This is a genomic window from Pseudomonas nitroreducens, from assembly GCF_024170165.1.
In the GTDB taxonomy this organism is placed as follows: domain Bacteria; phylum Pseudomonadota; class Gammaproteobacteria; order Pseudomonadales; family Pseudomonadaceae; genus Pseudomonas; species Pseudomonas nitroreducens_C.
This window is the reverse complement of record NZ_JALJXP010000006.1, coordinates 256,593-281,842: the sequence shown is the minus strand read 5'-3', so window position 1 is coordinate 281,842 and position 25,250 is coordinate 256,593. Positions and strand designations below refer to the sequence as shown.

Annotated in this window: 24 protein-coding genes and 2 tRNA genes; 23 read left to right on the top strand and 3 right to left on the bottom strand. The window is 63.8% G+C overall.

Annotated elements, in window-relative coordinates:
- Positions 1 to 40 precede the first annotated feature (40 nt).
- The 3 genes from J2T47_RS14550 to hisB are packed head-to-tail and all read right to left on the bottom strand — an operon-like array spanning position 41 to position 1,536.
- Complete coding sequence (locus J2T47_RS14550) at positions 41 to 301, bottom strand: DUF2164 domain-containing protein (protein ID WP_045215778.1); 261 nt, start codon at positions 299 to 301, stop codon at positions 41 to 43.
- A 3-nt stretch (positions 302 to 304) separates the two neighbouring features.
- Entirely contained in the window at positions 305 to 943 is a 639-nt protein-coding gene (gene hisH, locus J2T47_RS14545) for an imidazole glycerol phosphate synthase subunit HisH (RefSeq protein WP_081515338.1), read from the bottom strand.
- Positions 943 to 1,536, bottom strand: coding sequence for an imidazoleglycerol-phosphate dehydratase HisB (hisB, locus tag J2T47_RS14540; protein ID WP_015479330.1), 594 nt, complete (start codon positions 1,534 to 1,536; stop codon positions 943 to 945). Before hisB ends, hisH begins: the two co-directional genes overlap by 1 nt.
- A 140-nt stretch (positions 1,537 to 1,676) precedes the next feature.
- Here hisB and panM point away from each other — a divergent pair, with 140 nt between their 5' ends.
- The 23 genes from panM to J2T47_RS14425 all read left to right on the top strand — a co-directional run bounded on the left by panM (position 1,677) and on the right by J2T47_RS14425 (position 25,207).
- Complete coding sequence (gene panM, locus J2T47_RS14535) at positions 1,677 to 2,075, top strand: aspartate 1-decarboxylase autocleavage activator PanM (protein ID WP_253447892.1); 399 nt, start codon at positions 1,677 to 1,679, stop codon at positions 2,073 to 2,075.
- A 140-nt stretch (positions 2,076 to 2,215) separates the two neighbouring features.
- The gene (locus J2T47_RS14530; protein ID WP_253447888.1) at positions 2,216 to 4,444 is read left to right on the top strand and encodes an AsmA family protein; all 2,229 of its coding nucleotides are present in this window, start codon (positions 2,216 to 2,218) and stop codon (positions 4,442 to 4,444) included.
- A complete protein-coding gene (gene mutY / locus J2T47_RS14525; RefSeq protein ID WP_253447885.1) occupies positions 4,441 to 5,508 on the top strand; it encodes an A/G-specific adenine glycosylase in 1,068 nt (355 codons plus the stop codon). The genes J2T47_RS14530 and mutY overlap by 4 nt, the downstream gene beginning before the upstream one ends.
- Positions 5,505 to 5,777 carry an oxidative damage protection protein gene (locus J2T47_RS14520; protein WP_253447882.1) on the top strand — a complete coding sequence of 91 codons (273 nt, stop codon included), beginning with the start codon at positions 5,505 to 5,507 and terminating at the stop codon, positions 5,775 to 5,777. Before mutY ends, J2T47_RS14520 begins: the two co-directional genes overlap by 4 nt.
- A 78-nt stretch (positions 5,778 to 5,855) precedes the next feature.
- Positions 5,856 to 5,931, top strand: a tRNA-Phe gene (locus tag J2T47_RS14515).
- Between the two features lie 231 nt (positions 5,932 to 6,162).
- Positions 6,163 to 8,493 carry an LTA synthase family protein gene (locus J2T47_RS14510; RefSeq protein WP_253447879.1) on the top strand — a complete coding sequence of 777 codons (2,331 nt, stop codon included), beginning with the start codon at positions 6,163 to 6,165 and terminating at the stop codon, positions 8,491 to 8,493.
- A 283-nt stretch (positions 8,494 to 8,776) separates the two neighbouring features.
- Positions 8,777 to 9,550 carry an ABC transporter ATP-binding protein gene (locus J2T47_RS14505; protein ID WP_045215765.1) on the top strand — a complete coding sequence of 258 codons (774 nt, stop codon included), beginning with the start codon at positions 8,777 to 8,779 and terminating at the stop codon, positions 9,548 to 9,550.
- Positions 9,551 to 9,564: 14 nt separating this feature from the next.
- The gene (locus J2T47_RS14500; RefSeq protein ID WP_236171132.1) at positions 9,565 to 10,317 is read left to right on the top strand and encodes an ABC transporter substrate-binding protein; all 753 of its coding nucleotides are present in this window, start codon (positions 9,565 to 9,567) and stop codon (positions 10,315 to 10,317) included.
- Positions 10,318 to 10,373: 56 nt separating this feature from the next.
- Complete coding sequence (locus tag J2T47_RS14495) at positions 10,374 to 11,069, top strand: ABC transporter permease (protein ID WP_253447876.1); 696 nt, start codon at positions 10,374 to 10,376, stop codon at positions 11,067 to 11,069.
- Entirely contained in the window at positions 11,066 to 11,758 is a 693-nt protein-coding gene (locus J2T47_RS14490; protein WP_184587956.1) for an ABC transporter permease, read from the top strand. Before J2T47_RS14495 ends, J2T47_RS14490 begins: the two co-directional genes overlap by 4 nt.
- A 66-nt stretch (positions 11,759 to 11,824) precedes the next feature.
- Complete coding sequence (locus tag J2T47_RS14485) at positions 11,825 to 13,045, top strand: methyltransferase (RefSeq protein WP_253447872.1); 1,221 nt, start codon at positions 11,825 to 11,827, stop codon at positions 13,043 to 13,045.
- Between the two features lie 389 nt (positions 13,046 to 13,434).
- Entirely contained in the window at positions 13,435 to 13,908 is a 474-nt protein-coding gene (locus J2T47_RS14480; protein WP_253447870.1) for a MarR family winged helix-turn-helix transcriptional regulator, read from the top strand.
- Positions 13,905 to 15,392 (top strand): efflux transporter outer membrane subunit, encoded by a 1,488-nt coding sequence (locus J2T47_RS14475; protein WP_253447867.1) that lies wholly within the window; start codon positions 13,905 to 13,907, stop codon positions 15,390 to 15,392. Before J2T47_RS14480 ends, J2T47_RS14475 begins: the two co-directional genes overlap by 4 nt.
- A gap of 14 nt (positions 15,393 to 15,406) precedes the next feature.
- Positions 15,407 to 16,591 carry an HlyD family secretion protein gene (locus J2T47_RS14470; protein ID WP_253447864.1) on the top strand — a complete coding sequence of 395 codons (1,185 nt, stop codon included), beginning with the start codon at positions 15,407 to 15,409 and terminating at the stop codon, positions 16,589 to 16,591.
- Positions 16,592 to 16,604: 13 nt separating this feature from the next.
- Positions 16,605 to 18,143: a DHA2 family efflux MFS transporter permease subunit gene (locus tag J2T47_RS14465; RefSeq protein ID WP_253447861.1), complete on the top strand. Its 1,539-nt coding sequence runs from the start codon at positions 16,605 to 16,607 to the stop codon at positions 18,141 to 18,143.
- Positions 18,144 to 18,217: 74 nt separating this feature from the next.
- A tRNA-Thr gene (locus J2T47_RS14460) sits at positions 18,218 to 18,293 on the top strand.
- 319 nt (positions 18,294 to 18,612) lie between these two features.
- Entirely contained in the window at positions 18,613 to 19,590 is a 978-nt protein-coding gene (locus tag J2T47_RS14455; RefSeq protein ID WP_253447858.1) for a glycosyltransferase family 2 protein, read from the top strand.
- Between the two features lie 4 nt (positions 19,591 to 19,594).
- Positions 19,595 to 20,653, top strand: coding sequence for a dTDP-glucose 4,6-dehydratase (gene rfbB, locus J2T47_RS14450; protein WP_253447855.1), 1,059 nt, complete (start codon positions 19,595 to 19,597; stop codon positions 20,651 to 20,653).
- Complete coding sequence (gene rfbD, locus J2T47_RS14445) at positions 20,650 to 21,552, top strand: dTDP-4-dehydrorhamnose reductase (protein WP_253447852.1); 903 nt, start codon at positions 20,650 to 20,652, stop codon at positions 21,550 to 21,552. The genes rfbB and rfbD overlap by 4 nt, the downstream gene beginning before the upstream one ends.
- Entirely contained in the window at positions 21,552 to 22,433 is an 882-nt protein-coding gene (gene rfbA, locus J2T47_RS14440; RefSeq protein ID WP_253447849.1) for a glucose-1-phosphate thymidylyltransferase RfbA, read from the top strand. Before rfbD ends, rfbA begins: the two co-directional genes overlap by 1 nt.
- Positions 22,433 to 22,981: a dTDP-4-dehydrorhamnose 3,5-epimerase gene (gene rfbC / locus J2T47_RS14435; protein ID WP_253447846.1), complete on the top strand. Its 549-nt coding sequence runs from the start codon at positions 22,433 to 22,435 to the stop codon at positions 22,979 to 22,981. The genes rfbA and rfbC overlap by 1 nt, the downstream gene beginning before the upstream one ends.
- Positions 22,978 to 23,817, top strand: a complete 840-nt coding sequence (locus tag J2T47_RS14430; protein ID WP_253447843.1) for an ABC transporter permease — start codon at positions 22,978 to 22,980, stop codon at positions 23,815 to 23,817. Before rfbC ends, J2T47_RS14430 begins: the two co-directional genes overlap by 4 nt.
- Position 23,818: 1 nt before the next feature.
- Complete coding sequence (locus J2T47_RS14425; protein WP_253447840.1) at positions 23,819 to 25,207, top strand: ABC transporter ATP-binding protein; 1,389 nt, start codon at positions 23,819 to 23,821, stop codon at positions 25,205 to 25,207.
- Positions 25,208 to 25,250: the final 43 nt, after the last annotated feature.

Genomic DNA, 25,250 nt, shown 5'->3' with positions numbered 1-25,250 from the left:
GGGTTGAACCTGCTCGAATCCAAAGATGAATGGGGTCGGGTCAGCTCTTCTCGAGCGCCCACAAGTCGCTTTCGATGCTCTCGAACCGGTCTTTCAGGTGAGATTGCACGTCGAAGATCGCCTTGTTGTAGAACAGCGGGCCGAACTCGCGCAGGAAGAAGTCCAGCGCCTCTTCGGCCTCGAAGGAGCCGACGTCCAGCTCGAAGCGATCTTCGAGGAAACGCTGGATCGCCCGCGCCGCGCTCTGGCGCTGGGCGCCGTCGAGCTCGAGGATCGCCGGCTTGTCCTTCTGGCGGGCCATGGCTTACCAGCGCCCGTCCCAGGCGGCGAAGTTCTGCAGCAGCTGCAGGCCATGGGTATGGCTCTTCTCCGGGTGGAACTGCACGGCGAAGCGCGAGCCGTCGGCCAGCGCGGCGGCGAAGTCGACGCCGTAATGACCGCGACCGACCACCTGGCGCGGGTTACCGGCCTGGATGTAATAGCTGTGCACGAAGTAGAAGCGCGCGCGGTCCGGGATGTCGTGCCAAAGCGGGTGATCGACGCTCTGCGCCACTTCGTTCCAGCCCATGTGCGGCACCTTCAGGTGCTCGCCGTCCTCGTGCAGGTCCTTGCCGAAGAAGCGCACCTGACCGGGGAACAGGCCGATGCAGTCGACGCCGTCGTTCTCCTCGCTGCGCTCCAGCAGCGCCTGCATGCCGACGCAGATGCCGAGGAACGGGCGGTCCTGGCTGACCTCGCGCACCAGGCTGTCGAAGCCCAGGCGCTTGATCTCGGCCATGCAGTCGCGGATCGCGCCGACACCGGGAAACACCACGCGGTCCGCCTCGCGAATCACATTGGCGTCACTGGTCACCAGCACGCGACCGGCACCCACGCGCTCCAGCGCCTTGGACACCGAGTGCAGGTTACCCATGCCGTAGTCGATGACGGCTACGGTCTGCATTACAGGCACCCTTTGGTGGACGGCATCTGGCCGGCCATACGCTCGTCCAGCTCGATGGCCATGCGCAGCGCGCGACCGAAGGCCTTGAACACCGTCTCGATCTGGTGGTGGGTGTTGTGCCCGCGCAGGTTGTCGATGTGCAGGGTGACGTTGGCGTGGTTGACGAAGCCCTGGAAGAACTCCATGAACAGGTCGACATCGAAGCCACCGACGCTGGCGCGGGTGAACGGCACATGCATCTGCAGGCCGGGACGACCGGAGAAGTCGATGACCACGCGCGACAGCGCCTCGTCCAGCGGCACGTAGGCGTGGCCGTAGCGGCGGATGCCCTTCTTGTCGCCGATGGCCTTGGCGAAGGCCTGGCCGAGGGTGATGCCGATGTCTTCGACGGTATGGTGGTCGTCGATATGCAGGTCGCCCTTGCACTCGATGTCCAGGTCGATCAGGCCGTGGCGGGCGATCTGGTCCATCATGTGCTCGAGGAAGGGAACCCCGGTATCGAAGCGGGCCTTGCCCGTTCCATCCAGGTCGATGGAAACCTTGATCTGGGTTTCCAGGGTGTCGCGCGCGACGGATGCCTTGCGTTCGGCCATCACCAGCTCCACAGCTAACACTGCACGTAATTATAAGAAGGGGCGGCATTATAGGCGCGCCGGGCGCCGCGCGGCTATGGGCGGTGGTCGGCGCTGGCCGATGGACCTACACTGCGCGGCTCGCCTTCCGAGGATTACCCATGCCCGTCGTCGTCCAGCACCTGACCCAGCCCAGCGACCAGGACCGCCAGGACCTGCTGAAGATCTACGCCGACGCGCCGCAGTGGCTGCTGGCACCTTTCGCCGACGCCGATGAACTGGTCACCCGCGGGCTCGTCGAGGCCCAGCTGTTCACCGGGCGCTTCAACGACCGCCTGCTGGGCGCCGCCTGGATCGAGCGCGACGGCGACACCTGGCGGCTTTCCCACCTGTGCGTGCGCCAGGTCACTCGCAACCGTGGAGTTGCCCGGCGGCTGCTGGAAGAAGCCCAGCGCCTGGCCGTCCTGCAGGGCGCCGCGCTGCGCCTGAGCGCTCCGCGGGACCAGCCCGAAGCCGCGCGCTTTGCCGAGCACCTGGGCCTGACACTGCTGCCAGCCTGAGCCGACATCGCCGGGAACCGCGCGGCAAGTCCCCGTTCAAACTCCGCAATACCTGGCTCCGCCTTTCCGGGCTGGGGCGCCGCTGCGTCATTGGTATACTTTCCCGCGACTCCACCCGCCGCCTGAACAAGGACCCGTACATGAAAGCGTTCGGCAAAATCATCGGCATCGTTGCCCTGGTCCTGCTGCTGCTCATCGTCGCCGCCGGCTTCGCGCTGACCCACTTCTTCGATCCGAACGACTACAAGGACGAGATCCGCCAGCTCGCCCGGGACAAGGCCAATCTCGAGCTGAACCTCAAGGGTGACATCGGCTGGAGCCTGTTCCCCTGGCTCGGCCTGGAGCTGCATGACACCAGCGTGGCAAGCCTGCAGACGCCGGACAAGCCGTTCGCCGATGCACAGCTGCTGGCCATGTCCGTGCGCGTGCTGCCGCTGCTGCGTAAAGAAGTGCAGATGAGCGACATCCGCGTCGAGGGCCTGACCCTCTCCCTGAACAAGGACAAGAACGGCGTCGGCAACTGGGAAAGCATCGGCAAACCCGCCCAGCCCGCCAACGGCACGCCGCCGGCCGCACAACCGGCGCCTGCGCCGGGCGATCCGGGCAAACCCGCCGCCAGCGAAGGCCACCAGGCGATGAAGCTGGACATCGACAGCCTGAGCGTGAAGAACGCCCGCATCGACTACGCCGACGCCCAGAGCGGCAAGAACTACAGCGTCGAAGGCATCGAGCTGACCACCGGCGCGATCCGCGAAGGCAGCAACATCCCGGTCAAGCTCAGCGCCTACCTGGGCACCAACCAGCCGGTGATCCGCGCCCGCACCGAACTCACCGGCAGCCTGCGCTTCGACCGAGCGCTCAAGCGCTACCAGCTCGAAGATGCCAAGCTGTCCGGCGAAGTCTCCGGCGACCCGTTCCAGGGCAAGACCGCCAACTACAGTGCCCAGGGCCAGCTGGTCCTCGACCAGGCCGCCCAGGTCGCCGAGTGGAACGGCCTGAAGGTCACCATCAACCAGCTGCGCGCCCTTGGCGAGCTGAAGGCCCGCGAGCTGGATAAGGAGCCCAAGTTCGACGGCGGCCTGTCGCTGGCGCCGTTCAACCTGCGCGAATTCCTCGAAGGCATCGGCCAGACCCTGCCGGAGATGGCCGACGCCACCACGCTGACCAAGCTGGAGCTGGCCACCCGCATCAGCGGCACCCGCAACAGCCTGACCCTGGGCGACATCAAGCTGAAGCTGGACGACAGCGCCTTCAGCGGCAACCTCGGCATCGCCGACTTCGGCAAGCAGGCCATCCGCGCCCAGCTCGCTGGCGACAAGCTGAACCTCGACCGCTACCTGCCGGCCAAGGTCAAGAAAGCCCAGGAGGCCAGCAACAGCGCGCGCAAGGCCGAGGTCGACGCCACCGCGCAGAGCGCCATCAAGGGCGACACCCCGCTGCCCAGCCAGCCGACCCAGCAGGCCTGGAGCGACGCCCCGCTGCTGCCCATCGCCCGCCTGCGCTCGCTGGACCTGGACGCCGGCCTGAACCTCGGCCAGCTGACCCTGGACAAGCTGCCCATCGACAACGCCGTGCTCAAGCTGCGCGGCCAGGGCGGCCTGCTCAACCTCGACGACCTGCGCGGCGAGCTCTACGACGGCAAGTTCAACGCCACCGCCACCCTCGACGTGCGCCAGGACGTGCCGACCCTGCAGGCGAAGAAACACATCGCCGACGTGCCGGTGGAACGCCTGCTCGAATCCCAGGGCCAGAAACCACCGGTGAAGGGCCTGCTGGACCTGGACGCCGACATCACCACCCAGGGCAATAGCCAGAAAGCCTGGATCGACAACCTCAACGGCACCGCGCACTTCGTCCTGACCCAGGGCGTGCTGCTCAACGCCAACCTCGAACAGCAACTGTGTCAGGGCATCGCCACCCTCAACCGCAAGTCGCTGACTGCCGAGCATGGCGGCAAGGACACGCCATTCCGCGAACTGCAGGGCAATCTGGTGTTCAGGAATGGCGTGGCCAGCAACCCGGACCTCAAGGCCAGCATCCCCGGCCTGACCGTCAAGGCCGACGGCGACCTCGACCTGCGCGTGCTGGGCATGGACTACCGCGTCGGCGTTACCATCGAAGGCGACAAGAGCGACATGCCCGACCCCGCCTGCGAAGTGAACAAGCGCTACGTCGGCATCGAATGGCCGCTGCGCTGCCGCGGCCCGCTGGAACTGGGCGCCAAGGCCTGCCGCCTGGACAAGGACGGCATCGGCAAGATCGCCGCACGGTTGGCCGGGGACCGGCTGAACCAGAAAATCGAAGAGAAGCTCGGCGACAAGGTCAGTCCCGAACTCAAAGACGCACTCAAAGGGCTGTTCAAGAAGTGACCCCGCAAAGCTTCAATTCGGCCGTGCTCGACTGGTTCGACACGCACGGCCGCCATGACCTGCCCTGGCAGCAGAACATCACGCCGTACCGGGTGTGGGTCTCGGAAATCATGCTGCAGCAGACCCAGGTCAGCACCGTGATGGGCTACTACGACCGCTTCATGACCGCGCTGCCGACGGTGGCGGACCTGGCCAACGCGCCGGAGGACGAAGTACTGCACCTGTGGACGGGCCTGGGCTACTACACCCGCGCGCGCAACCTGCACAAGACCGCGAAGACGGTGATGGAGCAGCACGGCGGCGAATTCCCCCGCGACGTCGAGCAACTCGCCGAGCTGCCCGGCATCGGCCGCTCCACTGCCGGCGCCATCGCCAGTATCTCCATGGGCCTGCGTGCGCCGATCCTCGACGGCAACGTCAAGCGCGTGCTGGCGCGCTACATCGCCTGCGACGGCTATCCCGGCGAGCCAAAGGTGGCCAAGCTACTGTGGGAGGCCGCCGAGCGTTTCACCCCGCAGGAGCGGGTCAACCACTACACCCAGGCAATGATGGACCTGGGCGCCACCCTCTGCACCCGCAGCAAGCCGAGCTGCCTGCTCTGCCCGCTGCGCGAGGGCTGCCGCGCGCACTTCCTCGGCCGCGAGACCGACTTCCCGGTGTCCAAGCCGCGCAAGGCGTTGCCACAGAAGCGCACGCTGATGCCGATCCTGGCCAACCGCGAGGGCGACATCCTGCTCTATCGCCGCCCATCGACCGGACTCTGGGGCGGGCTGTGGAGCTTCCCCGAGCTGGACGACCTGGCCGCCCTTGACCCGCTGGCCCAGCGCCACGCCTTGCGCCTGGGCGAGCGCCGCGAGCTTGCCGGCCTGACCCACACCTTCAGCCACTTCCAGCTGGCCATCGAGCCCTGGCTGGTGCGCGTCGAGGACGCAGCCCCCGCCGTGGCCGAGGCCGACTGGCTCTGGTATAACCTCGCCACCCCGCCGCGGCTCGGCCTTGCCGCCCCGGTGAAGAAGCTGCTCAAACGAGCCGCCGACGTGTTGAACGCAGGAGAAATGTCATGACCCGACTGGTGATGTGCCGCAAATACAAAGAAGAGCTGCCCGGCCTCGATCGCGCGCCCTATCCCGGAGCCAAGGGCCAGGACATCTACGAGCACGTCTCGAAGAAAGCCTGGGAGGAATGGCAGAAGCACCAGACCATGCTGATCAACGAGCGTCGCCTGAACATGATGAATGCCGATGATCGCAAGTTCCTCACCGCCGAGATGGACAAGTTCCTCTCGGGCGAGGAATACGCGCAGGCCGAGGGCTACGTCCCGCCCAGCGCGTAAGCTTCGGTATTATTTGAAAAATTTTTTCGCAGCACGCTTGACACCCCTTCCGAAAACCCTTTTAATGCGCGCCACGTTGCCCAGGTAGCTCAGTTGGTAGAGCAGGGGATTGAAAATCCCCGTGTCGGCGGTTCGATTCCGTCCCTGGGCACCAAGCCTTCCGAAAAGCCCCTGAAATCGCGAGATTTCAGGGGCTTTTTCATTCCACTCCGCACAAGTCACTCCCCCGCCCCCGCAGGCTCCCACGATTCGTATCGAATGTTTGCCTAAGTACAGTGTCTACTGGCGCATAGCACATCGATCTTTCAGAATCATGACCATCCGGACGATTTCCACACTTCAGTGGGATACCCTCCGGGATTCGATGTTTCGTAGCGGAGTCACTGTGCGCAAACTCATAAGCTGGTGGAATTCCCGGGGCAACCTGGTTTCCCTGTCTGCCCTCTTCCTGCTGGTACCGCTGATCGGCCGCTACAGCCTTGGCTGGGGCTCCCCGCTGGGCTACCTGTCGGACCTGGCGCTCGGCACCCTGCTGGTCGTCGCACTGCACAACCGCCGCCTGTTCATCGCCATTCCGGTCATGTTGGTCTGGGCGCTGTCGGTGATCGGCACCGCCGAGCTGGTCAGCGCCGTGGGCCGCATGCCCGCCCCGGAAGACCTGCACTTCCTCGCCGACCCGACCTTCGTCGCCAACTCTACCGAAGGCGGCGGTCTCAACCACCTGCACCTGGCGATCCTGATCGGCGCCGGCATCCTGCTCTGCGCACTGCTCTGGCGCCGCCGCGAACAGCCGCTGCCGCGCTACGCCTATGCCGTACCGGCGGCACTGCTCGCCGCCCACGCCGGCGTGCAGTACTTCCAGCCCAGCGATGCAGAGATGTGGAAGCAGTTCAACCTGCCGCACCAGCTGGTCTCCCGCGCCGTCACCAGCGGCGAGATGGCCTACCAGGACTGGCGCGACCGCGACCAGCCGGAAGTTCGCCCGGACGTCACCGGCCTGACCCAGCATGACCTCAACGGCACGCCGCTGCTGGCCGGCCGCGGCCAGGCGAAGAACGTACTGATCATCGCCATGGAAGGTATTCCCGGCGCCTACGTAGCCACCAACCGTGCCGCCCTGAGCAGCAGCTACGAAGAATCGATGATGCCGCGCCTGAGCACCTGGGCCGAGCGCGCCATGACCACCCCGGACTACGTGGTGCACAGCCACCAGACCATCCGCGGCCTCTACGCCATGCTCTGCGGCGACTACAGCAAACTGGACAACGGTACACCCAAGGGCGTCGAACTGCTGGGCAACCCCACTCGCGCGGCCGAATGCCTGCCGGCGCAGCTGCACCAGGCCGGCTTCAGCACCCACTTCCTGCAAGGCGCCGGGCTGCGCTTCATGGCCAAGGACAAGGTCATGCCGGCCATGGGCTTCGACAAGACCCTGGGCCGCGACTGGTTCAAGAAGAAGCCCTACCTGGAATTCGCCTGGGGCATGGACGACAAGGCCTTCTTCGAAGGTGCGCTGGACTACGTCGGCCAACTGCGGCAGAAGAAGCAGCCGTGGATGCTCACCCTGCTCACCGTCGGCACCCACCAGCCCTACTCGGCCACGCCGGAATACCTGGCCAAGTACCCGACGCCGCGCCAGGCGGCGGTCGCCTACCTGGACGACGCCGTCGACGCCTTCCTCAAGGGCCTGGAAGAAAAAGGCGTGCTCAAGGACACCCTGGTGATCGTCACCTCCGACGAATCCCATGGCATCGACAACGTGCGTCTTGCCTCGGCCTGGGGCCTGAATCTGATCCTTGCACCGGAACAGGCCGCGCTACCGCCGGTGAAGGCCGGCGTCTACGGCCACGTCGACCTGGAATCCTCGGTGCTCGACTACTTCGCCATCAAGGCGCCGCAGGATATTGCCGGCCGCTCGCTGTTCCGCGAATACACCAACGGCCGCGAGATGGTGACCTTCACCAATGGCATGCAGCGCTATCACGACGGCAAGGGCAACTTCACCGAGTGCGACTTCCAGCAGGTCTGCCGGCGCTACAAGAGTGACGGTTTCATCGCCGACACCGCCAAGTTCGAAGGCCGCTTCAGCGGCCGCGATGCCCGCCTGATGACAGCCCGCGCGGACATCCTCGACCAGTCGGTGACCAAGGCGCAGTCGGCCCGCGAGTACCAGTTCGCGACCAAGGAACGCATCCGCCTGAAGCCGCAGATCGACAATGAGTACACCGACAACCTGATCGGCGCGCAGTACCTGGAGTTTCCGGCCAACACCCACACCACGGTGCGCCTGAAGATCCGCGCCATCCAGATGGACGCCAATGGAGCGAAAGTCACGCTCAAGACGCGCTCCTTCGAGAAGCCGGTGCCCATCGAGATGCCGGACTTCCCGCTGGTGAAACGCAACCAGCCGCTGGAAGTGAGCTTCGGCTTCGACAACGAGGAGGCCCGCAAGGCGTTTTCCTTCCATCTCCTGGCCGAAGGCAAGGGCGTCATCGAGATCACCGATTTCCATGTGCTGACCCAGCCGCGCAAATCGACGATCAACGCCGCCGAAGGGGGTGGCACGGGGCTGGCCGACGCCAAGGCACTGCCGATCCCGCGACTGTCCGGGCACCCGAACCTGATGGCCAGCCAACCGCCGGAATCCCAGGACGACATTACGCCCGCCGAGGCGATCGAAGACCCCAGCCCACAACTGCGGCAGATGATGCAGTGACTCGTACCGGCGGCCCCAGGGCCGCCGGACTTTTACTGACGGGTCTAAACTGGCACTATCCCGCCCCCGCGCCATCAGCCGATGCCCCGAACCGGCGCGGCTAGTTCAGCCCAGGCGACAACGCCGAGCGGCAATGCGACAACTTGCCACTACAGCCGACGACCGCGGCAGATGGGCGCTTGGCGCACCCCTGAGTGCGTGTTAGGTTGCCCCTCGCCAGGATGGCCCCGATTCTGCAGTGACCTGCTGCGAAAGCGTCCGAATAACAATAGAGGAGCCCCCTATGGCCACGGCCATACCCGCACTGGAAATCCGTAACCTGCACAAGCGTTACGGTGACCTGGAAGTGCTCAAAGGCATTTCCCTGACCGCCCGCGACGGCGATGTGATTTCCATTCTCGGCTCCTCCGGTTCCGGTAAATCCACGTTCCTGCGCTGCATCAACCTGCTGGAGAACCCGCACCAGGGCCAGATCCTGGTCGCCGGTGAAGAACTCAAGCTGAAGAAGACCAAGGACGGCTCGCTGGTTGCCTCGGACAACAAGCAGATCAACCGTCTGCGCAGCGAACTGGGCTTCGTCTTCCAGAACTTCAACCTCTGGCCGCACATGAGCATCCTCGACAACATCATCGAGGCGCCGCGCCGTGTGCTGGGCAAGACCAAGGCCGAGGCCACCGAGATCGCCGAGGCCCTGCTGGCCAAGGTCGGCATCTCCGACAAGCGCCACAGCTTCCCCGCGCAGCTTTCCGGTGGTCAGCAGCAGCGCGCCGCCATCGCCCGCACCCTGGCGATGCAGCCCAAGGTCATCCTCTTCGACGAGCCGACGTCGGCACTGGACCCGGAAATGGTCCAGGAAGTGCTTAACGTTATCCGCGCGCTCGCCGATGAGGGTCGCACCATGCTGCTGGTGACCCATGAAATGAACTTTGCCCGCCAGGTATCCAGCGAGGTGGTGTTCCTCCACCAGGGCCTGGTAGAAGAGCAGGGACCGCCGCAGCAGGTATTTGACAACCCGCAATCGGCACGCTGTAAACAATTCATGTCCAGCCACCGCTAACGGAGCATTACTGCATGAACAACTATAAGAAGATCGTTCTGGCTATCGCGGCCACCTTCGCACTGGGGAGCCAGGCCATCGCCGCGGACAAACTGCGCATCGGCACCGAAGGCGCCTACCCGCCCTTCAACGGCATCGACGCCAGCGGCCAGGTTGTCGGTTTCGACATCGAGATCGGCAAGGCACTGTGCGCCAAGATGAAGACCGAGTGCGACGTCGTCACCTCCGACTGGGACGGCATCATCCCCGCGCTGAACGCCAAGAAGTTCGACTTCATCGTCGCTTCCATGTCGATCACCGACGAGCGCAAGCAGGCGGTTGATTTCACCAACCCCTACTACACCAACAAGCTGCAGTTCGTGGCACCGAAGTCGACCGACTTCAAAACCGACAAGGGCTACCTCAAAGGCAAGGTGATCGGTGCGCAGCGCGCGACCATCGCCGGCACCTGGCTTGAAGACAACATGGCTGACACCGTCACCATCAAGCTCTACGACACCCAGGAAAACGCCTACCTCGACCTGTCCTCGGGCCGCCTCGACGGCGTGCTGGCCGACAAGTTCGTGCAGTACGACTGGCTCAAGAGCGACGCCGGCAAGGACTTCGAGTTCAAGGGCGAGCCGGTGTTCGACAACGACAAGATCGGCATCGCCGTGCGCAAGGGCGACCCGCTGCGTGACAAGCTGAACGCCGCGCTGAAGGAAATCGTCGACGACGGTACCTACAAGAAGATCAACGACAAGTACTTCCCCTTCAGCATCTACTGATGCATGTGCCGCGCCGCCCCTCGCCGGGCGGCGCGCGCCTTCAGGCGTGACTCCCCATGATTTTCGACCTGCACGGCTTTGGCGATCAGTTGATCGCCGGCACCTGGATGACGCTCAAGCTTTCGCTCGCCGCAGTCTGCGTGGGACTGATCCTCGGCCTGCTCGGCGCTGTCGCCAAGACTTCGAAATACAGCATCCTGCGTAACCTGGGCGGCTTCTACACCACCCTGGTGCGCGGCGTTCCGGAAACGCTCTGGGTACTGATGATCTACTTCGGTACCGTGACCGGCCTGAACGCCATTGGCGGGCTGTTCGGCTATCCGGAATTCGCCCTCTCCCCGTTCGCAGCGGGCACCTGTGCCCTGGGCCTGTGCTTCGGCGCCTACGCGACCGAAGTCTTCCGTGGCGCGCTGCTGGCGATTCCCAAGGGCCATCGCGAGGCCGGCCAGGCGCTGGGCCTCTCCGCCCCGCGCATCTTCTGGCGCATCGTGCTGCCGCAGGTGTGGCGCGTGGCGCTGCCGGGCCTGGGCAACCTCTACCTGATCCTGCTCAAGGACACCGCCCTGGTTTCGCTGATCAGCCTCGACGAGATCATGCGCAAGGCCCAGGTCGCCTCCAACGCGACCAAGGAACCCTTCACCTTCTACATGACCGCGGCCTTCATCTACCTGGGCCTGACCGTCTTCATCATGGCCGCCCTGCACTTCCTCGAGCGTCGAGCCGGCCGTGGCTTCGTGAGGAACGAGCTATGACCGATCTCGAGCTGCTCCTCAAATGGCTGCCGAAGATGCTCCAGGGCGCCACCCTGACCCTGGAGCTGCTGGCCATCGCCGTGGTCGCCGGCCTCTGCCTCGCCGTGCCGCTGGGCATCGCCCGCGCCTCGCGGCACTGGTACGTACGCGCAGTACCCTACGCCTACATCTTCTTCTTCCGCGGCACACCGCTGCTGCTGCAGCTGTTCATCGTCTATTACGGCTTCGCCCAGTTCGAAAGCGTGCGCAAGGGGCCGTTCTGGCCGTACCTGCGCGACCCTTACTGGTGCGCCCTGCTGACCATGACCCTGCACACCGCGGCCTACATCGCGGAGATTCTCCGGGGCGCCATCCACGCCATCCCGGTGGGTGAAGTGGAAGCCGCCCGCGCGCTGGGCATGTCCCGTCGTCAGGCGCTGTTCCACATCATCCTGCCGCGCGCCGCGCGTATCGCCATGCCGGCCTACAGCAACGAGGTGATCCTCATGCTCAAGGCCAGCGCCGTGGTGTACACCGTGACCCTGTTCGACATCATGGGCATGACCCGCACCATCATCGCGCGCACCTACGAGAACATGCTGTTCTTCTGCTACGCAGGCCTCTTCTACCTGCTGATCACCCTGGTGCTGACCCGCATCTTCCGCCTGCTCGAACGCTGGCTGAAGGTGGACTCCATGCAGGGCCGCTGACCGGCGCGCCGCTCGCCCGCGGGGCCGCTATAATGCGCGCCCCGTGGCTTTCTCCCGCTTCATATCGTGCGCCCCAACGACACTCCCCTGACCGGCTCCGACCTGCTCCAGCGCTTCCAGGCACTGGACGGCTTCCTGCTGGAACATCAGGCGCTGTGGCGGCCGAAACCCTTCACGATGCTGGAGCTGCCGTGGGAGCGCGAGCAGCCTGAACTGGCCGCCTGGCTACGCAGCCGCAGCCTCGAAGCCGCCGAATCGGTGCACAACGCGCCCGAGCAGCTCGATGCGCCAGCTCCCTTCCCCGAGATGGCCGCCACGTCCGCGCGGCTGTCCATCGTCGGCGAACTCCCGGCAACACCGCTGGGCAAGCTGCCGAACCTGCTGACCGTCGACGTCCCCGGCCGCAAGTGGCAACAGATCGAAGCCTTCGCCAGCCGCCTGGATTTCGCCGAAACACCGCAGCAATGGCTCGACTGGTGCGCCGGCAAAGGCCATCTGGGCCGTCTGCTGGCGCGCGACGGCAAGCCGCTGCTGAGCCTGGAGTTCGACAACGCCCTGGTGGAAGACGGCCAGCGCCTGAGCGATCGGCTGCAGCTTCATGCCCGGCACCGCCAGCAGGACGTGCTCGCAGCGGACGCTCGCGAGCACCTGCAGGCCGGGCACACCGCCGTCGCCCTGCACGCCTGCGGCAACCTGCACGTCCGCCTGCTGCAACTGGCCAGTGCCCGGGGCTGCCGCCAGCTTGCCGTGGCGCCCTGTTGCTACAACCGCATCGACAGCGAGCACTACCAGCCGCTCTCGCACACTGCGCAAAACTCCAGCCTGCGGCTCTCGCGGGATGACCTGCGCCTGCCGCTTGCCGAAACCGTCACAGCAGGCGCCCGCGTGCGTCGCCAGCGTGACGGCTCGATGGCGCGGCGACTGGCATTCGACCTGCTGCAACGGGAAGTCCGCGGCAGCAACGACTACCTGTCCACTCCCTCCGTACCGCCAACCTGGCTGGACAAACCCTTCGCCGACTATTGCCGGGATCTCGCCGCGCTCAGGGGGCTCGACCTGCCCGCTGGCACCGACTGGCAGGAACTGGAGGCAAGGGGCTGGCAGCGCCTGGCCGAGGTACGCAACCTGGAACTGGTGCGTGGGCTGTTCCGTCGCCCCATGGAGCTGTGGCTGCTGCTCGACCGCGCGCTCTACCTCCAGGAACAAGGCTATCGCGCCACCCTCGGCGCCTTCTGTGCCACCCGAATGACCCCGCGCAACCTGCTGTTGCTGGCCGAACGCACCTGAGACGGGCGTTCCAGCGCTTCACCCACAGACCCTGTGGATAACTCTGTTCGTAACTCGGGAAAAACTACCCCTTCCTTACCACCCAGACCGCCTCGCTGCGATCTGGTCATTTTTTGTACACATGAATTTAATCTATTAAAAACAGTCGGTTACGACATTTAGTGATTGCTATCACATCTCATATGCGATTTGCGCCCTAAAGCCGCGCCCCTTGTGCATAAAGGACAGTCGACGGCGTAGGAAATCAGCCATCCCTGTTGCTAATCCTGACCTAATAGCGCTTCGTCGAACGGATTGTTGCGCAATCGCGACAATTGAGCCTTGTCAATCGCTGCCTAGGCAGTATCATTTCGAAACATTTCACTGCCTAAGCAGCTTTCTGTTTTGACATGAATCACTACAACGCAGCGGATTTTCCGTTCAAAGGCTCCATCGGCCAGTTGCTGGGCGCTACGGCGATCCTCAAGGACCGCTTGATGGACAAGCACCTCGCCCACCTGGACATCACTGCCGCTCAGTTCAAGGTGCTGTTCTTCGTTGGCCAGGCGCGCGCCAACACGCCAGCCGAATTGTGTCGCGAGCTGTCCATCGACAGCGGCTCCATGACCCGCATGCTCGATCGCCTGGCGCGCAAGGACCTGCTGGTCCGCGAGCCCTGCCAGAACGACCGCCGCAGCGTGCGCCTGAGCCTCAGCCCCGCCGGACAGGCGGTGAATGACGAAGCCCCGAGCATCGCCGCAGCAGCCATGAACGAACTGGTCGGTGGCCTCTCCCGCGACGAACTGCAGACCCTCACCGGCCTGCTCGACAAGATCCTGCGCGCCCACGGCGCCGCCGCCCATTGCGCGGCGCAGGAGAAATGACCATGAACCACCTCCGCATCGCCCTGCTGCCGGCCGCCGTGTTCGCTGCCGTGCTGGGCCTCTCCGGCTGCGTCAGCTACAAGGGCCTGGACACCAGCGGCAGGGCCGTCGACCCAGCCAGCCTGAAGGCCGGCGTCAGCCTCGATGGCACCCCGCTGTCTGCCGCCGCCTGGCCCAGCGAGCACTGGTGGACCAGCCTGGGCGACCCGCAACTGGACAGCCTGATCGGCGAGGCCCTGCGCGGCACGCCGGACCTGGACATCGCCAGCGCCCGCGCACGCCAGGCCATCGCCGCCGCGCAGGCGCAGGACGCCGCGCGCCTGCCCAGCGTCAAGGGCACCGCCAGCTACGCCGGCATCCGCGCACCGGAAAGCATCATTCCGGCACCAACCGGCGGTCGCTACTCGGCGGTGAAATACCTGTCGATGAGCTTCAGCTACGACCTCGACCTCTGGGGCGGCCAGCGCGACGCCTGGGAAGCCGCCCTCGGCCAGGCCAACGCCGCCGAAGTCGACCGCCAGGCCGCCTCGATCACGCTCTCCACCAACGTCGCCCGCGCCTATAGCGACCTGGGCCACGCCTTCGTCGCTCGCGACCTGGCCAAAGACGAACTGGATCGCTCGCAGCATCTCTTCCAGCTCAGCCAGAAGCGCATGGACGCCGGCCTGGACAGCAAGGTCCAGCTGCAGCAGACGCAGTCCCAGGTCGCCAGTGCCAAGCAGCAACTGGCAGCCGCCGAGCAGGAGATCGCCAGCGACCGCATCGCCCTCGCCGTGCTGCTCGGCCAGGGCCCGGACCGCGGCCAGGACCTGCAACGCCCGCAAGTGCTCAAGCCCGGCGCGCTGAGCCTGCCGTCGAACCTGCCAGCCGAACTGCTGGGCCGTCGCCCGGACATCGTCGCCGCACGCTGGCGGGTCGAGGCCGCCTCGAAAAGCATCGCGTCGGCGAAGACCGAGTTCTATCCCAACGTGAACCTGGGCGCGATGGTCGGCCTCGCCGCCCTGCACACCAGCGATGTGCTGAAGGCGCCGAGCCGGTTCTTCCAGATCGCCCCGGCCATCTCCCTGCCGATCTTCGATGGCGGTCGCCTGCGCGCCAACCTCGCCGAGAAGGACGCCGACTACGACCTGGCCGTTGCCCAGTACAACAAGACCCTGGTCAACGCCCTCGGCGAAGTCGCCGACGATCTCGGCAAGCTGCGCTCGCTGGAGCAGCAGATCGACGACCAGCGCGATGCCCGCGACATCGCCAGATCCAACTTCGACCTGGCCATGCGCCGTTATGGCGAAGGCGTCGGCAACTACCTCGACGCCCTCAGCGTGCAGCAGCAACTGCTCCTCGCCGAACGCCAGCTGGCCAGCCTGGACGCCCAGCGCATCGACCTCTCGGTGCAACTGGTCCAGGCCCTGGGCGGTGGTTACCAGCCCGACACCACATCCACTCCCGCCCCGCTCGCCCAGGCGAACGCGGCCGCCGCGCACTGAACGAGGCACCCGACATGAGCACCGCCACCCAAGAAACCCCGAACAGCAACCCCAAGCGCAAGCGCTGGCTGCTGATCCTGCTCGCCGTCGTCATCCTGGCCGGCCTCGCCAGCGTCGCCTGGGAAATCCTCTACGGCCGCTGGCACGAGGACACCGACGACGCCTACGTGAACGGCAACGTCGTGCAGATCACCCCGCAGATCATCGGCACCGTGGTCAGCATCGGCGCCGATGACGGCGACCTGGTGCACAAGGGCCAGGTACTGGTGAAGTTCGACCCCAGCGACGCCGACATCGCCCTGCAGCAGGCCGAAGCCAACCTCGCGCGCACCGTGCGCCAGGTGCGCGGGCTGTTCAGCAACGTCGACGGCTACAAGGCCGACGTGGCTGCCAAGAAGGTCGCCCTGTCCAAGGCCGAGGCCGACTTCAAGCGCCGGCAGAACCTCGCCAACGACGGCGCCATTTCCCAGGAAGAACTGGCTCACGCCCGCGATGCCCTGGACACCGCGCGCAGCTCGCTGACCAACTCCGAGCAGCAGCTGGACACCAACCGCGCGCTGGTGGACGACACCGTGATCGCCTCGCACCCGGACGTCAAAGCCGCCGCCGCCAAGCTGCGCCAGGCCTACTTGGACGACGCCCGCGCGGTGATCATCGCGCCGGTCACCGGCTACGTCGCCAAGCGCACCGTGCAGGTCGGCCAGCGCGTGCAGCCGGGCGCCGCGCTGATGGCGGTGATCCCGCTGGACCAGGTGTGGATCGACGCCAACTTCAAGGAAACCCAGCTCAAGCACATGCGCATCGGCCAGCCGGTGGAAATCCGTTCCGACCTCTACGGCAGCGAAGTGAAGTACTCCGGCACCGTCGACAGCCTCGGCGTCGGCACCGGCAGCGCCTTCTCCCTGCTGCCAGCGCAGAACGCCACCGGCAACTGGATCAAGATCGTCCAGCGCGTGCCGGTGCGCATCCGCATCAACGCCGAGGAACTGGCGAAGAACCCGCTGCGTATCGGCCTGTCCATGGACGTCAACGTCAGCCTGCACGACCAGAGCGGCCCGGCCCTCGCCCAGCAGGCCCCGCACGAGGCGGTGTTCTCCACCGACGTGTACCAGGAGCAACTGGCCTCGGCCGACCAGCTGATCGAGAAGCTGATCCAGGCCAACCTGGCCGATGCCAACCACAGCACCGCGCAACGCTGATCCGACCACGCCCATGAGCCAGCCCAACAGCAGCAGTTTCAGCCCACCCAGCCTGGTCATGGCCACCATCGGCCTGTCGCTGGCGACCTTCATGCAGGTGCTCGACACCACCATCGCCAACGTCGCCCTGCCGACCATTTCCGGCAACCTCGGGGTCAGTTCCGAGCAGGGCACCTGGGTCATCACCTCCTTCGCGGTGAGCAACGCCATCGCTCTGCCGCTGACCGGCTGGCTGAGCCGCAAGATCGGCGAAGTGCGGCTGTTCATCGCCGCCACCCTGCTCTTCGTGATCGCCTCGTTCCTCTGCGGCGTCGCCCAGCAGATGGGCATGCTGGTGGGCTTTCGCGCCATCCAGGGGTTCGTCGCCGGGCCGCTCTACCCGATCACCCAGACCCTGCTGATCTCCATCTATCCCCCGGCGAAAAGGGGGATGGCACTGGCACTGCTGGCCATGGTGACAGTGGTCGCGCCCATCGCCGGGCCGATCCTCGGCGGCTGGATCACCGACAGCTACAGCTGGCCGTGGATCTTCTTCATCAACGTGCCCATCGGCCTGTTCGCCGCCATGGTCGTCTACCAGCAACTGCGCGCCCGCCCGGTGGTGATCAAGCACGCGCCCATGGACTACATGGGCCTGGCGATGCTGGTGATCGGCGTCGGCGCCCTGCAGATCGTCCTCGACAAGGGCAACGACCTGGACTGGTTCGAGTCCGGCTTCATCATCGGCGGCACGGTGATCGCGGTGATCGCCCTGGCGGTCTTCATCATCTGGGAACTGACCGACAAGCACCCGATCGTCAACCTGCGACTGTTCGTGCACCGCAATTTCACCGTGGGTACGCTGGCACTGGTGGGCGGCTACGCCGGATTCTTCGGCATGAACCTCCTGCTGCCGCAATGGCTGCAGACGCAGATGGGCTACACCGCTACCTGGGCCGGCCTGGCGGCGGCGCCGATTGGCATCCTGCCGGTGTTCCTCTCGCCGGTGGTCGGGCGCTACGCGAACAACTTCGACCTGCGCCTGCTGGCAGGGCTGGCCTTCCTGGCGATGGCAGCGACCTGCTTCATGCGCGCCGACTTCACCACCGACGTCGACTACCTGCACATCGCCCTGGTGCAGATGTTCATGGGGCTGGGCGTGGCGTTCTTCTTCATGCCGATCCTGAGCATCCTGCTCTCCGACCTGCCACCGGACCAGATTGCCGACGGCTCGGGCCTGGCGACCTTCCTGCGGACCCTGGCCGGCAGCTTCGCCGCGTCCCTGACCACCTGGATCTGGAACCGCCGCGCCACCATGCACCACGCCTACCTGACCGAGAACCTCAGCCAGTACGATCCGGCCACCCGCGCCACCGTCGAACAGCTGGGCGGCCCCGGCCAGCACAGCGCCGCCCTGCTGGAGCGCATGGTGCAAAGCCAGGCCTACATGATCAGCACCATCGACTACTTCACCCTGCTGGGCTGGCTGTTCCTTGCCATGCTGGTGGTCATCTGCCTGGCCAAGCCGCCCTTTGGCGCCAAGCCAGGCGCAGCGGCTGCCGGCGGACACTGACAAAAACTACGGATCATTCTGACAAATCAGTGGTTTACACCACGGGCGCCGTGACTATAATGGCGCCCCTCCTTGCCGGTATAGCTCAGCTGGTAGAGCAACTGACTTGTAATCAGTAGGTCCCGGGTTCGACTCCTGGTGCCGGCACCACGAACAGTAGAAGGCAAGGCCCACCACCACGGTGGGCCTTTGCTTTTGCAGGACTCGCGCCGTCCTATCAGACGAATGGCCTGAACCTTGGGTCTTGTAGCGAATCCATAAGCCTTTTATATACACCTGTTGCTGGCAGTCGGCGCCGCCCGATACACGTGCAAAGACAATAGGTTTACTGCGAAGGCTGCATGAATATAATGACCGCTTTTCATCGGGGCTCAGCCCTGCTCAAGGTTGAGCTCAATCCGGCGAACACAGCGACAAGCATCAGTAATCGATTCTTCAACTTGCGGATGGAACCGCCAGGGGCACAGCAGTGATCGCCAAGAGCGCGGTTCAGACACAACAAGGACAAGTCACCGGTAGCGGCAGTAATGCACGCGTGGCTATCCTGTTGTCGACGTTCAATGGCGCCCCCTTCCTGCGCGAGCAACTCGACTCCCTGATCAACCAGACTCACCAGAACTGGGTGATCTACGCCTCCGATGACGGCTCCAGCGACTCGACACTCGCGATTCTCTCTGAATATCAGCTCAGCCTGGGGCAGGATCGAGTGGTCATCTTCCCCGGCCCGCGCAAGGGCTTCTCTGCGAATTTCCTCTCCCTCCTGAAGCGGCCGGAGCTCGAAGCGGATTACTACGCCTATTGCGATCAGGACGACATCTGGGAAGCAGGCAAGCTCGAACGTGGTGTCCGCTGGTGTGAAACCATCACGCCCCCCCAGCCCGCCCTCTTCTGCGGCAGAACCCGCCTGGTTGATGAAGCCGGCAAGCCTATCGGCTACTCGCCGCTTTTTTCCGCACCGCCGTCCTTCCGCAATGCCCTGGTGCAAAGCATCGCCGGCGGCAACACTATGCTCTTCAACGGGGCGACACGCACGCTACTGATGAAGACCCATGAAGGCGATCAGATCATCTCGCATGACTGGTGGACCTACCTGGTGGTCGCTGGCTGCGGCGGCATCGTCCACTACGAATCAATCCCCACCATTGACTATCGTCAACACGGCAGAAACCTCATCGGCTCCAATTCAGGCTTCAAAGACCGCATCGTGAGGCTGAGAAAGCTTCTCGCGGGAACCTTCAAAGACTGGAACGACGCCAATCTCCAAGCGATGAGGGCTGTTCAGGGGCAATTGAGCAAGGACAGCCAGCAAACCCTCGCGCTGTTCGTGCAAGCCCGAAAATCCACACTTCTCAAGCGCCTTTTCCTGATATCCCGATCAGGCGTCTACCGGCAAACCCTTCTTGGCAATCTCGGCCTGACAGCTGCCGCCATTCTCCAGAGGCTATGACTCCATGACCATTCTCGTTACCGGCAGCGCCGGCTTCATCGGCGCGAACTTCGTCCTCGACTGGCTTGCCACTCATGATGAAGCGGTGATCAGCCTCGACAAGCTGACCTATGCAGGCAACCGGGAAAACCTTGCCACTCTGGAAAACGACCCGCGGCATACCTTCGTGCAGGGCGACATTGGCGACAGCGAGCTGGTTTCCCGCCTGCTCGAGGAACATCAGCCGCGCGCTATCCTCAACTTCGCCGCAGAGTCGCACGTCGACCGCTCCATCCACGGCCCGGAAGACTTCATCCAGACCAACATCGTCGGCACCTTCCGCCTGCTGGAGAGCGTGCGCTCGTACTGGGGAAGTCTGCCGGAAGAACGCAAGAGCACCTTCCGCTTCCTCCACGTCTCCACCGATGAGGTGTACGGCTCGCTGGAACCGACTGCGCCAGCCTTTACCGAGAACCACAAGTACGAGCCCAACAGCCCGTACTCCGCCTCCAAGGCTGCCTCCGACCATCTGGTACGCGCTTACCACCACACCTATGGCCTGCCGGTACTGACCACCAATTGCTCGAACAATTACGGTCCCTACCACTTCCCGGAAAAGCTGATCCCGCTGGTGATCCACAATGCGCTGGGCGGAAACGCACTGCCGATCTATGGCGACGGCCAGCAAGTCCGCGACTGGCTCTATGTGAAAGACCACTGCAGCGCTATCCGCCGCGTCCTCGAAGCCGGCCAACTGGGCGAGACCTACAACGTTGGTGGCTGGAACGAAAAAGCCAATATCGACGTCGTTCATACCCTCTGCGACATCCTGGACCAGGAAAAGCCGCGCGCCGACGGCCGGAGCTACCGCGAACAGATCACCTTCGTCAAAGATCGCCCGGGGCATGACCGCCGCTACGCGATCGACGCCAGCCGTCTGGAGCGCGAGCTCGGCTGGAAGCCTGCAGAAACCTTCGAAACCGGTATCCGCAAGACCGTTCGCTGGTATCTGGACAACCAGAACTGGGTGCATAACGTGACCAGCGGCGCTTATCGTGACTGGGTTGGCAAGCAATACGCATGAAGAAAATCCTGCTACTCGGCGCCAACGGCCAGGTCGGCTGGGAGCTGCAGCGGGCGCTGGCTCCCCTCGGTGAACTGATCGTCTGTGACCGCCATCGAGCCGATCTGTCCGATCCCGAGGCAATTGCGCGCCTGGTGCAATTCGAGAAGCCCTCCGTAATCGTCAACGCCGGAGCCTATACGGCCGTGGACAAGGCGGAGAGCGACATCGCCACGGCTCGACTGGTCAATGCCGAAGCAGTAGGAGCCCTGGCTGCAGCAGCGGCCGACCTGGATGCCTGGCTGGTGCACTACTCGACCGACTATGTGTTTAACGGCAGTGGCTCGACCCCGTTCACCGAGGACGACGCCACCGCTCCACTGAGCGTATATGGTCAGACGAAGCTGGAGGGTGAACAGGCCATCCGCAACTCCGGCTGCAGGCACCTGATCCTGCGCACGAGCTGGGTCTACGCGTCACGGGGCGCAAACTTCGCGAAAACCATGCTGCGGCTTGCCGGTGAGCGGGAAGAGTTGCGAGTCGTCGCCGACCAGGTTGGCGCACCGACCAGCGCCGAGCTCATTGCGGACGTCACAGCCATTGTCCTCACCCGCCTGCGCCATGACAGCGAACTGCAGAGCCACGCCAGCGGCACCTACCACCTCGTTGCGAGCGGTGAGACCAGCTGGCATGGCTTCGCTCGATTCGTCATCGGAAAAGCCATCGAGCTCGGCGTCCCGCTCAAGGCGGCACCGGAACGCGTAATGCCCATTGGTAGCGCCGACTATCCCTTGCCAGCGAAGCGACCGGCGAACTCACGCCTGGACAATGACAAGATTCAACGAACCTTCGACGTGACGCTCCCCCAATGGGAGTACCACGCCGCACGCATGATCAAAGAGCTAATCGGACAGCACTAATGAATCGTAAAGGAATCATCCTCGCCGGCGGGTCTGGCACTCGACTTCACCCAGCCACCCTGGCGATCTCGAAACAGCTCCTGCCTGTCTATGACAAGCCGATGATCTATTACCCTCTGAGCACCCTGATGCTCGCCGGGATTCGCGACATCCTGATCATTTCCACACCGCAGGACACTCCGCGTTTCGAACAACTGCTGGGCAACGGAAACCAGTGGGGCCTGAACCTGCAGTATGCGGTGCAGCCGTCGCCGGATGGACTGGCGCAAGCCTTCCTGATTGGCGAAGAGTTCATCGGCAGCGATCCTTGCGCACTGGTGCTGGGCGATAACATCTATCACGGACATGACTTCCAGGAACTGCTGCTCAACGCAATGCAGCGTACCTCCGGGGCGAGCGTCTTTGCCTACCACGTGCACGATCCCGAGCGTTATGGTGTTGTCGAGTTCGACGCCGATGGCACGGCGATCAGCCTGGAAGAGAAGCCGGCCAAGCCGAAGTCCAGCTATGCGGTCACCGGCCTGTATTTCTACGACAACCAGGTCGTCGAAATCGCCAAGAACATCAAGCCGTCGGCCCGCGGCGAACTGGAAATCACCGATGTGAACAAGGCCTACCTCGAACGGGGCGAGCTGTCAGTGGAAATCATGGGCCGCGGCTACGCCTGGCTGGATACCGGCACCCACGACTCCCTGCTCGAAGCCAGCCACTTCATCGCCACTCTGGAAAATCGCCAGGGCCTGAAAGTAGCCTGCCCGGAAGAGATCGCTTTCCGCCAGAAATGGATCAGCGCCGAGCAACTCGAGGCCCTGGCCGCACCGCTGTCCAAGAACGGCTATGGCCAATACCTGAAACGCCTGCTAGTCGAGACCGTTTATTAATGAAAGCCACTCGCCTTGCCATCCCTGACGTCATTCTCTTCGAACCCAAGGTGTTCGGTGACGATCGTGGCTTCTTCTTCGAAAGTTTCAATCTGCAGAAATTCGAAGAGGCAGTCGGCCGCAAGGTCGACTTCGTACAGGACAATCATTCTCGCTCCGCGAAAGGTGTCCTGCGCGGCCTGCATTACCAACTGGCGCCGCACGCACAGGGCAAGTTGATCAGGGTTGTGCAAGGCGAGGTGTTCGACGTCGCGGTGGATGTTCGCAAGTCCTCCCCGACCTTTGGCAAATGGGTTGGGGTGCATCTTTCGGCAGAAAACAAGAGCCAGCTCTGGATTCCCGAAGGCTTCGCACATGGCTTCCTGACGCTGACTGACGACGTGGACTTCCTCTACAAGACCACGAATTACTACGCGCCGGCCGCGGAAGGCTGCATTGCCTGGGACGACCCGGCACTCGCGATCGAGTGGCCGACCACAGTCGAGCCGGTCCTGTCGGAAAAGGACAGGCTCGGCCTGCCGCTGGCACAGGCCGAGGTGTTTGAATGAATGCCCAATTGAGCCAGCGAACTTCGTTCGGCTCGCTGCTGGTGAGCATCTGGCGGCACCGCCAGCTCATCGGCCAGATGACCAGGCGCGAAGTCGTTGGCCGCTACCGGGGCTCCGCACTGGGCTTGGCCTGGTCGTTCCTCAATCCGCTGATGATGCTCAGCGTGTACACCTTCGTCTTCTCGGTCGTATTCAAGTCGCGCTGGGGCCAAGCCAGTGCGACCGCCAGCGACAGCCACGCAATGTTCGCGATCATGCTTTTCGTTGGCCTGATCGTCCACGGACTGTTCGCCGAGGTGATCAACCGCTCTCCCGCGCTGATCATCGGGAACGTCAACTTCGTCAAGAAAGTGATTTTCCCCATCGAGATCCTGCCGTTGATCTCCATGGGGGCCGCGCTGTTCCACAGCGCAGTCAGCACCCTAGTACTGATGATTGCCTACGTCGCCTTCCTGGGCATTCCGCACTGGACGGTGGTCCTGCTGCCGCTGGTGCTGCTGCCACTGGTCACCCTGACGCTCGGGTTCAGTTGGTTCCTCGCATCCATCGGGGTATTCCTCAGGGATGTCGGCCAGACCATGGCAATCTTCACCACCGTTCTGCTGTTCATGTCGCCAGTGTTCTTCCCCCTCAGTGCACTGCCGGAGAAATTCCAGCCGTTCATCATGGCCAACCCTCTGACGTTCATCATCGAGCAATCCCGCGCCGTGCTGATCGAGGGGAAGCTCCCCGACTTCATCGGACTGGCCGTGTACCTGCTGGTAGCCACCGTTATTGCCTGGGCCGGCTATGGCTGGTTCCAGAAAACGCGCAAGGGTTTCGCGGATGTCCTCTGAGTTGAGTCTGCTCGATACGCAAACGACTGCCCCGGCAGCTGATGAAGTCGCTATTCGCGTCGAGCATCTGAGCAAGTGTTTCCATGTCTATGACCTGCCGCGGCATCGCCTTAAGCAGTTCGTGCTTCCGCCCCTGCGCCAATTGGTGGGCCTACCGACGCACAACTACTATCGCGAATATTGGGCTCTGCAGGACATTTCATTCACCATTGGCAAGGGTGAAACGGTCGGCATCGTCGGCAAGAACGGCTCCGGCAAGTCCACACTGCTGCAGTTGATCTGCGGGACGCTGACCCCGACCTCCGGACAGGTGGAAGCCAACGGACGGATTGCTGCGCTGCTGGAGCTGGGATCAGGCTTCAATCCAGAGTTCACCGGCATTGAAAACGTGTATCTCAATGGTGCCGTGCTTGGGCTCGATCGCCAGGAAATCGATGCTCGCCTGGACGATATCCTGGCTTTCGCCGATATCGGCGACTTCATCAGGCAGCCGGTCAAGACGTACTCCAGCGGCATGGCAGTCCGCCTGGCCTTCGCCGTCCAGACAGTGGTTGACCCGGACATCTTCATCGTCGACGAGGCCCTTGCGGTGGGCGATGAGAAGTTCCAGCGCAAGTGCTTTGCCCGACTGGAAGAACTCAAGGCGCGCGGTACCTCGATCCTCTTCGTGTCCCACTCTGCGCCCAGCGTCAAGGAACTCTGCGACAAGGCACTGCTGCTCAATGAGGGGCAGAAGCTGCTTTACGGCGACGCCTCCGAAGTCGTCAAGAACTACCAGCGCCTGATCTACGCCCCGGCAGAGAAGTACCAGCAACTTATCCAGGCGTACAAGGATCTCGACCTGGAAGATGCCTCCTCTCCCCTGCAGCTTTCCGACGAGTCGGGGTCGAAGAATCGCAAGGCCGCGGAAGACGAGTTCGACCCGGGGCTCGTACCAGAGAGTACCGTACGCTATCCGGAGCAGGGTGCGCGAATCGAATCGCTGGAGATATTCAATGCCAAAGGCGAGCAAGTGAACGTGCTCAATCCTGGCGGTGAGTACCAGTTCGTCGTGTCAGGAAGCTTCGAAAGAGCCTGCGACTCGGTGTACTTCGGCATGCATATCCGCACTATCTCCGGGCTGGAGGTCACTGGACAACGCTATCCCCAGGAGCCTCAGACCGTGGAGCACATTCTTGCCGGCAGCAAGTTCAGGATGAGCTTCAGCTACCGCATGTCCCTGCTGCCAGGTATCTACTTCGCAGGCTGTGGCCTCTGGTCCAACTACGAGCCCAACAACCTGAACAGGATAATGGACGCGGTCATGTTCCGCGTCGCATTGCCCAATGTGAACCACTCCTTCGGCTACTGCGATCTGATGACCGAAACCCCCACGCTCGAACTTAGCTGAAGCACCCTGCTTGCAGCGAAGAAGAAATAACGAGCAGGCGCCG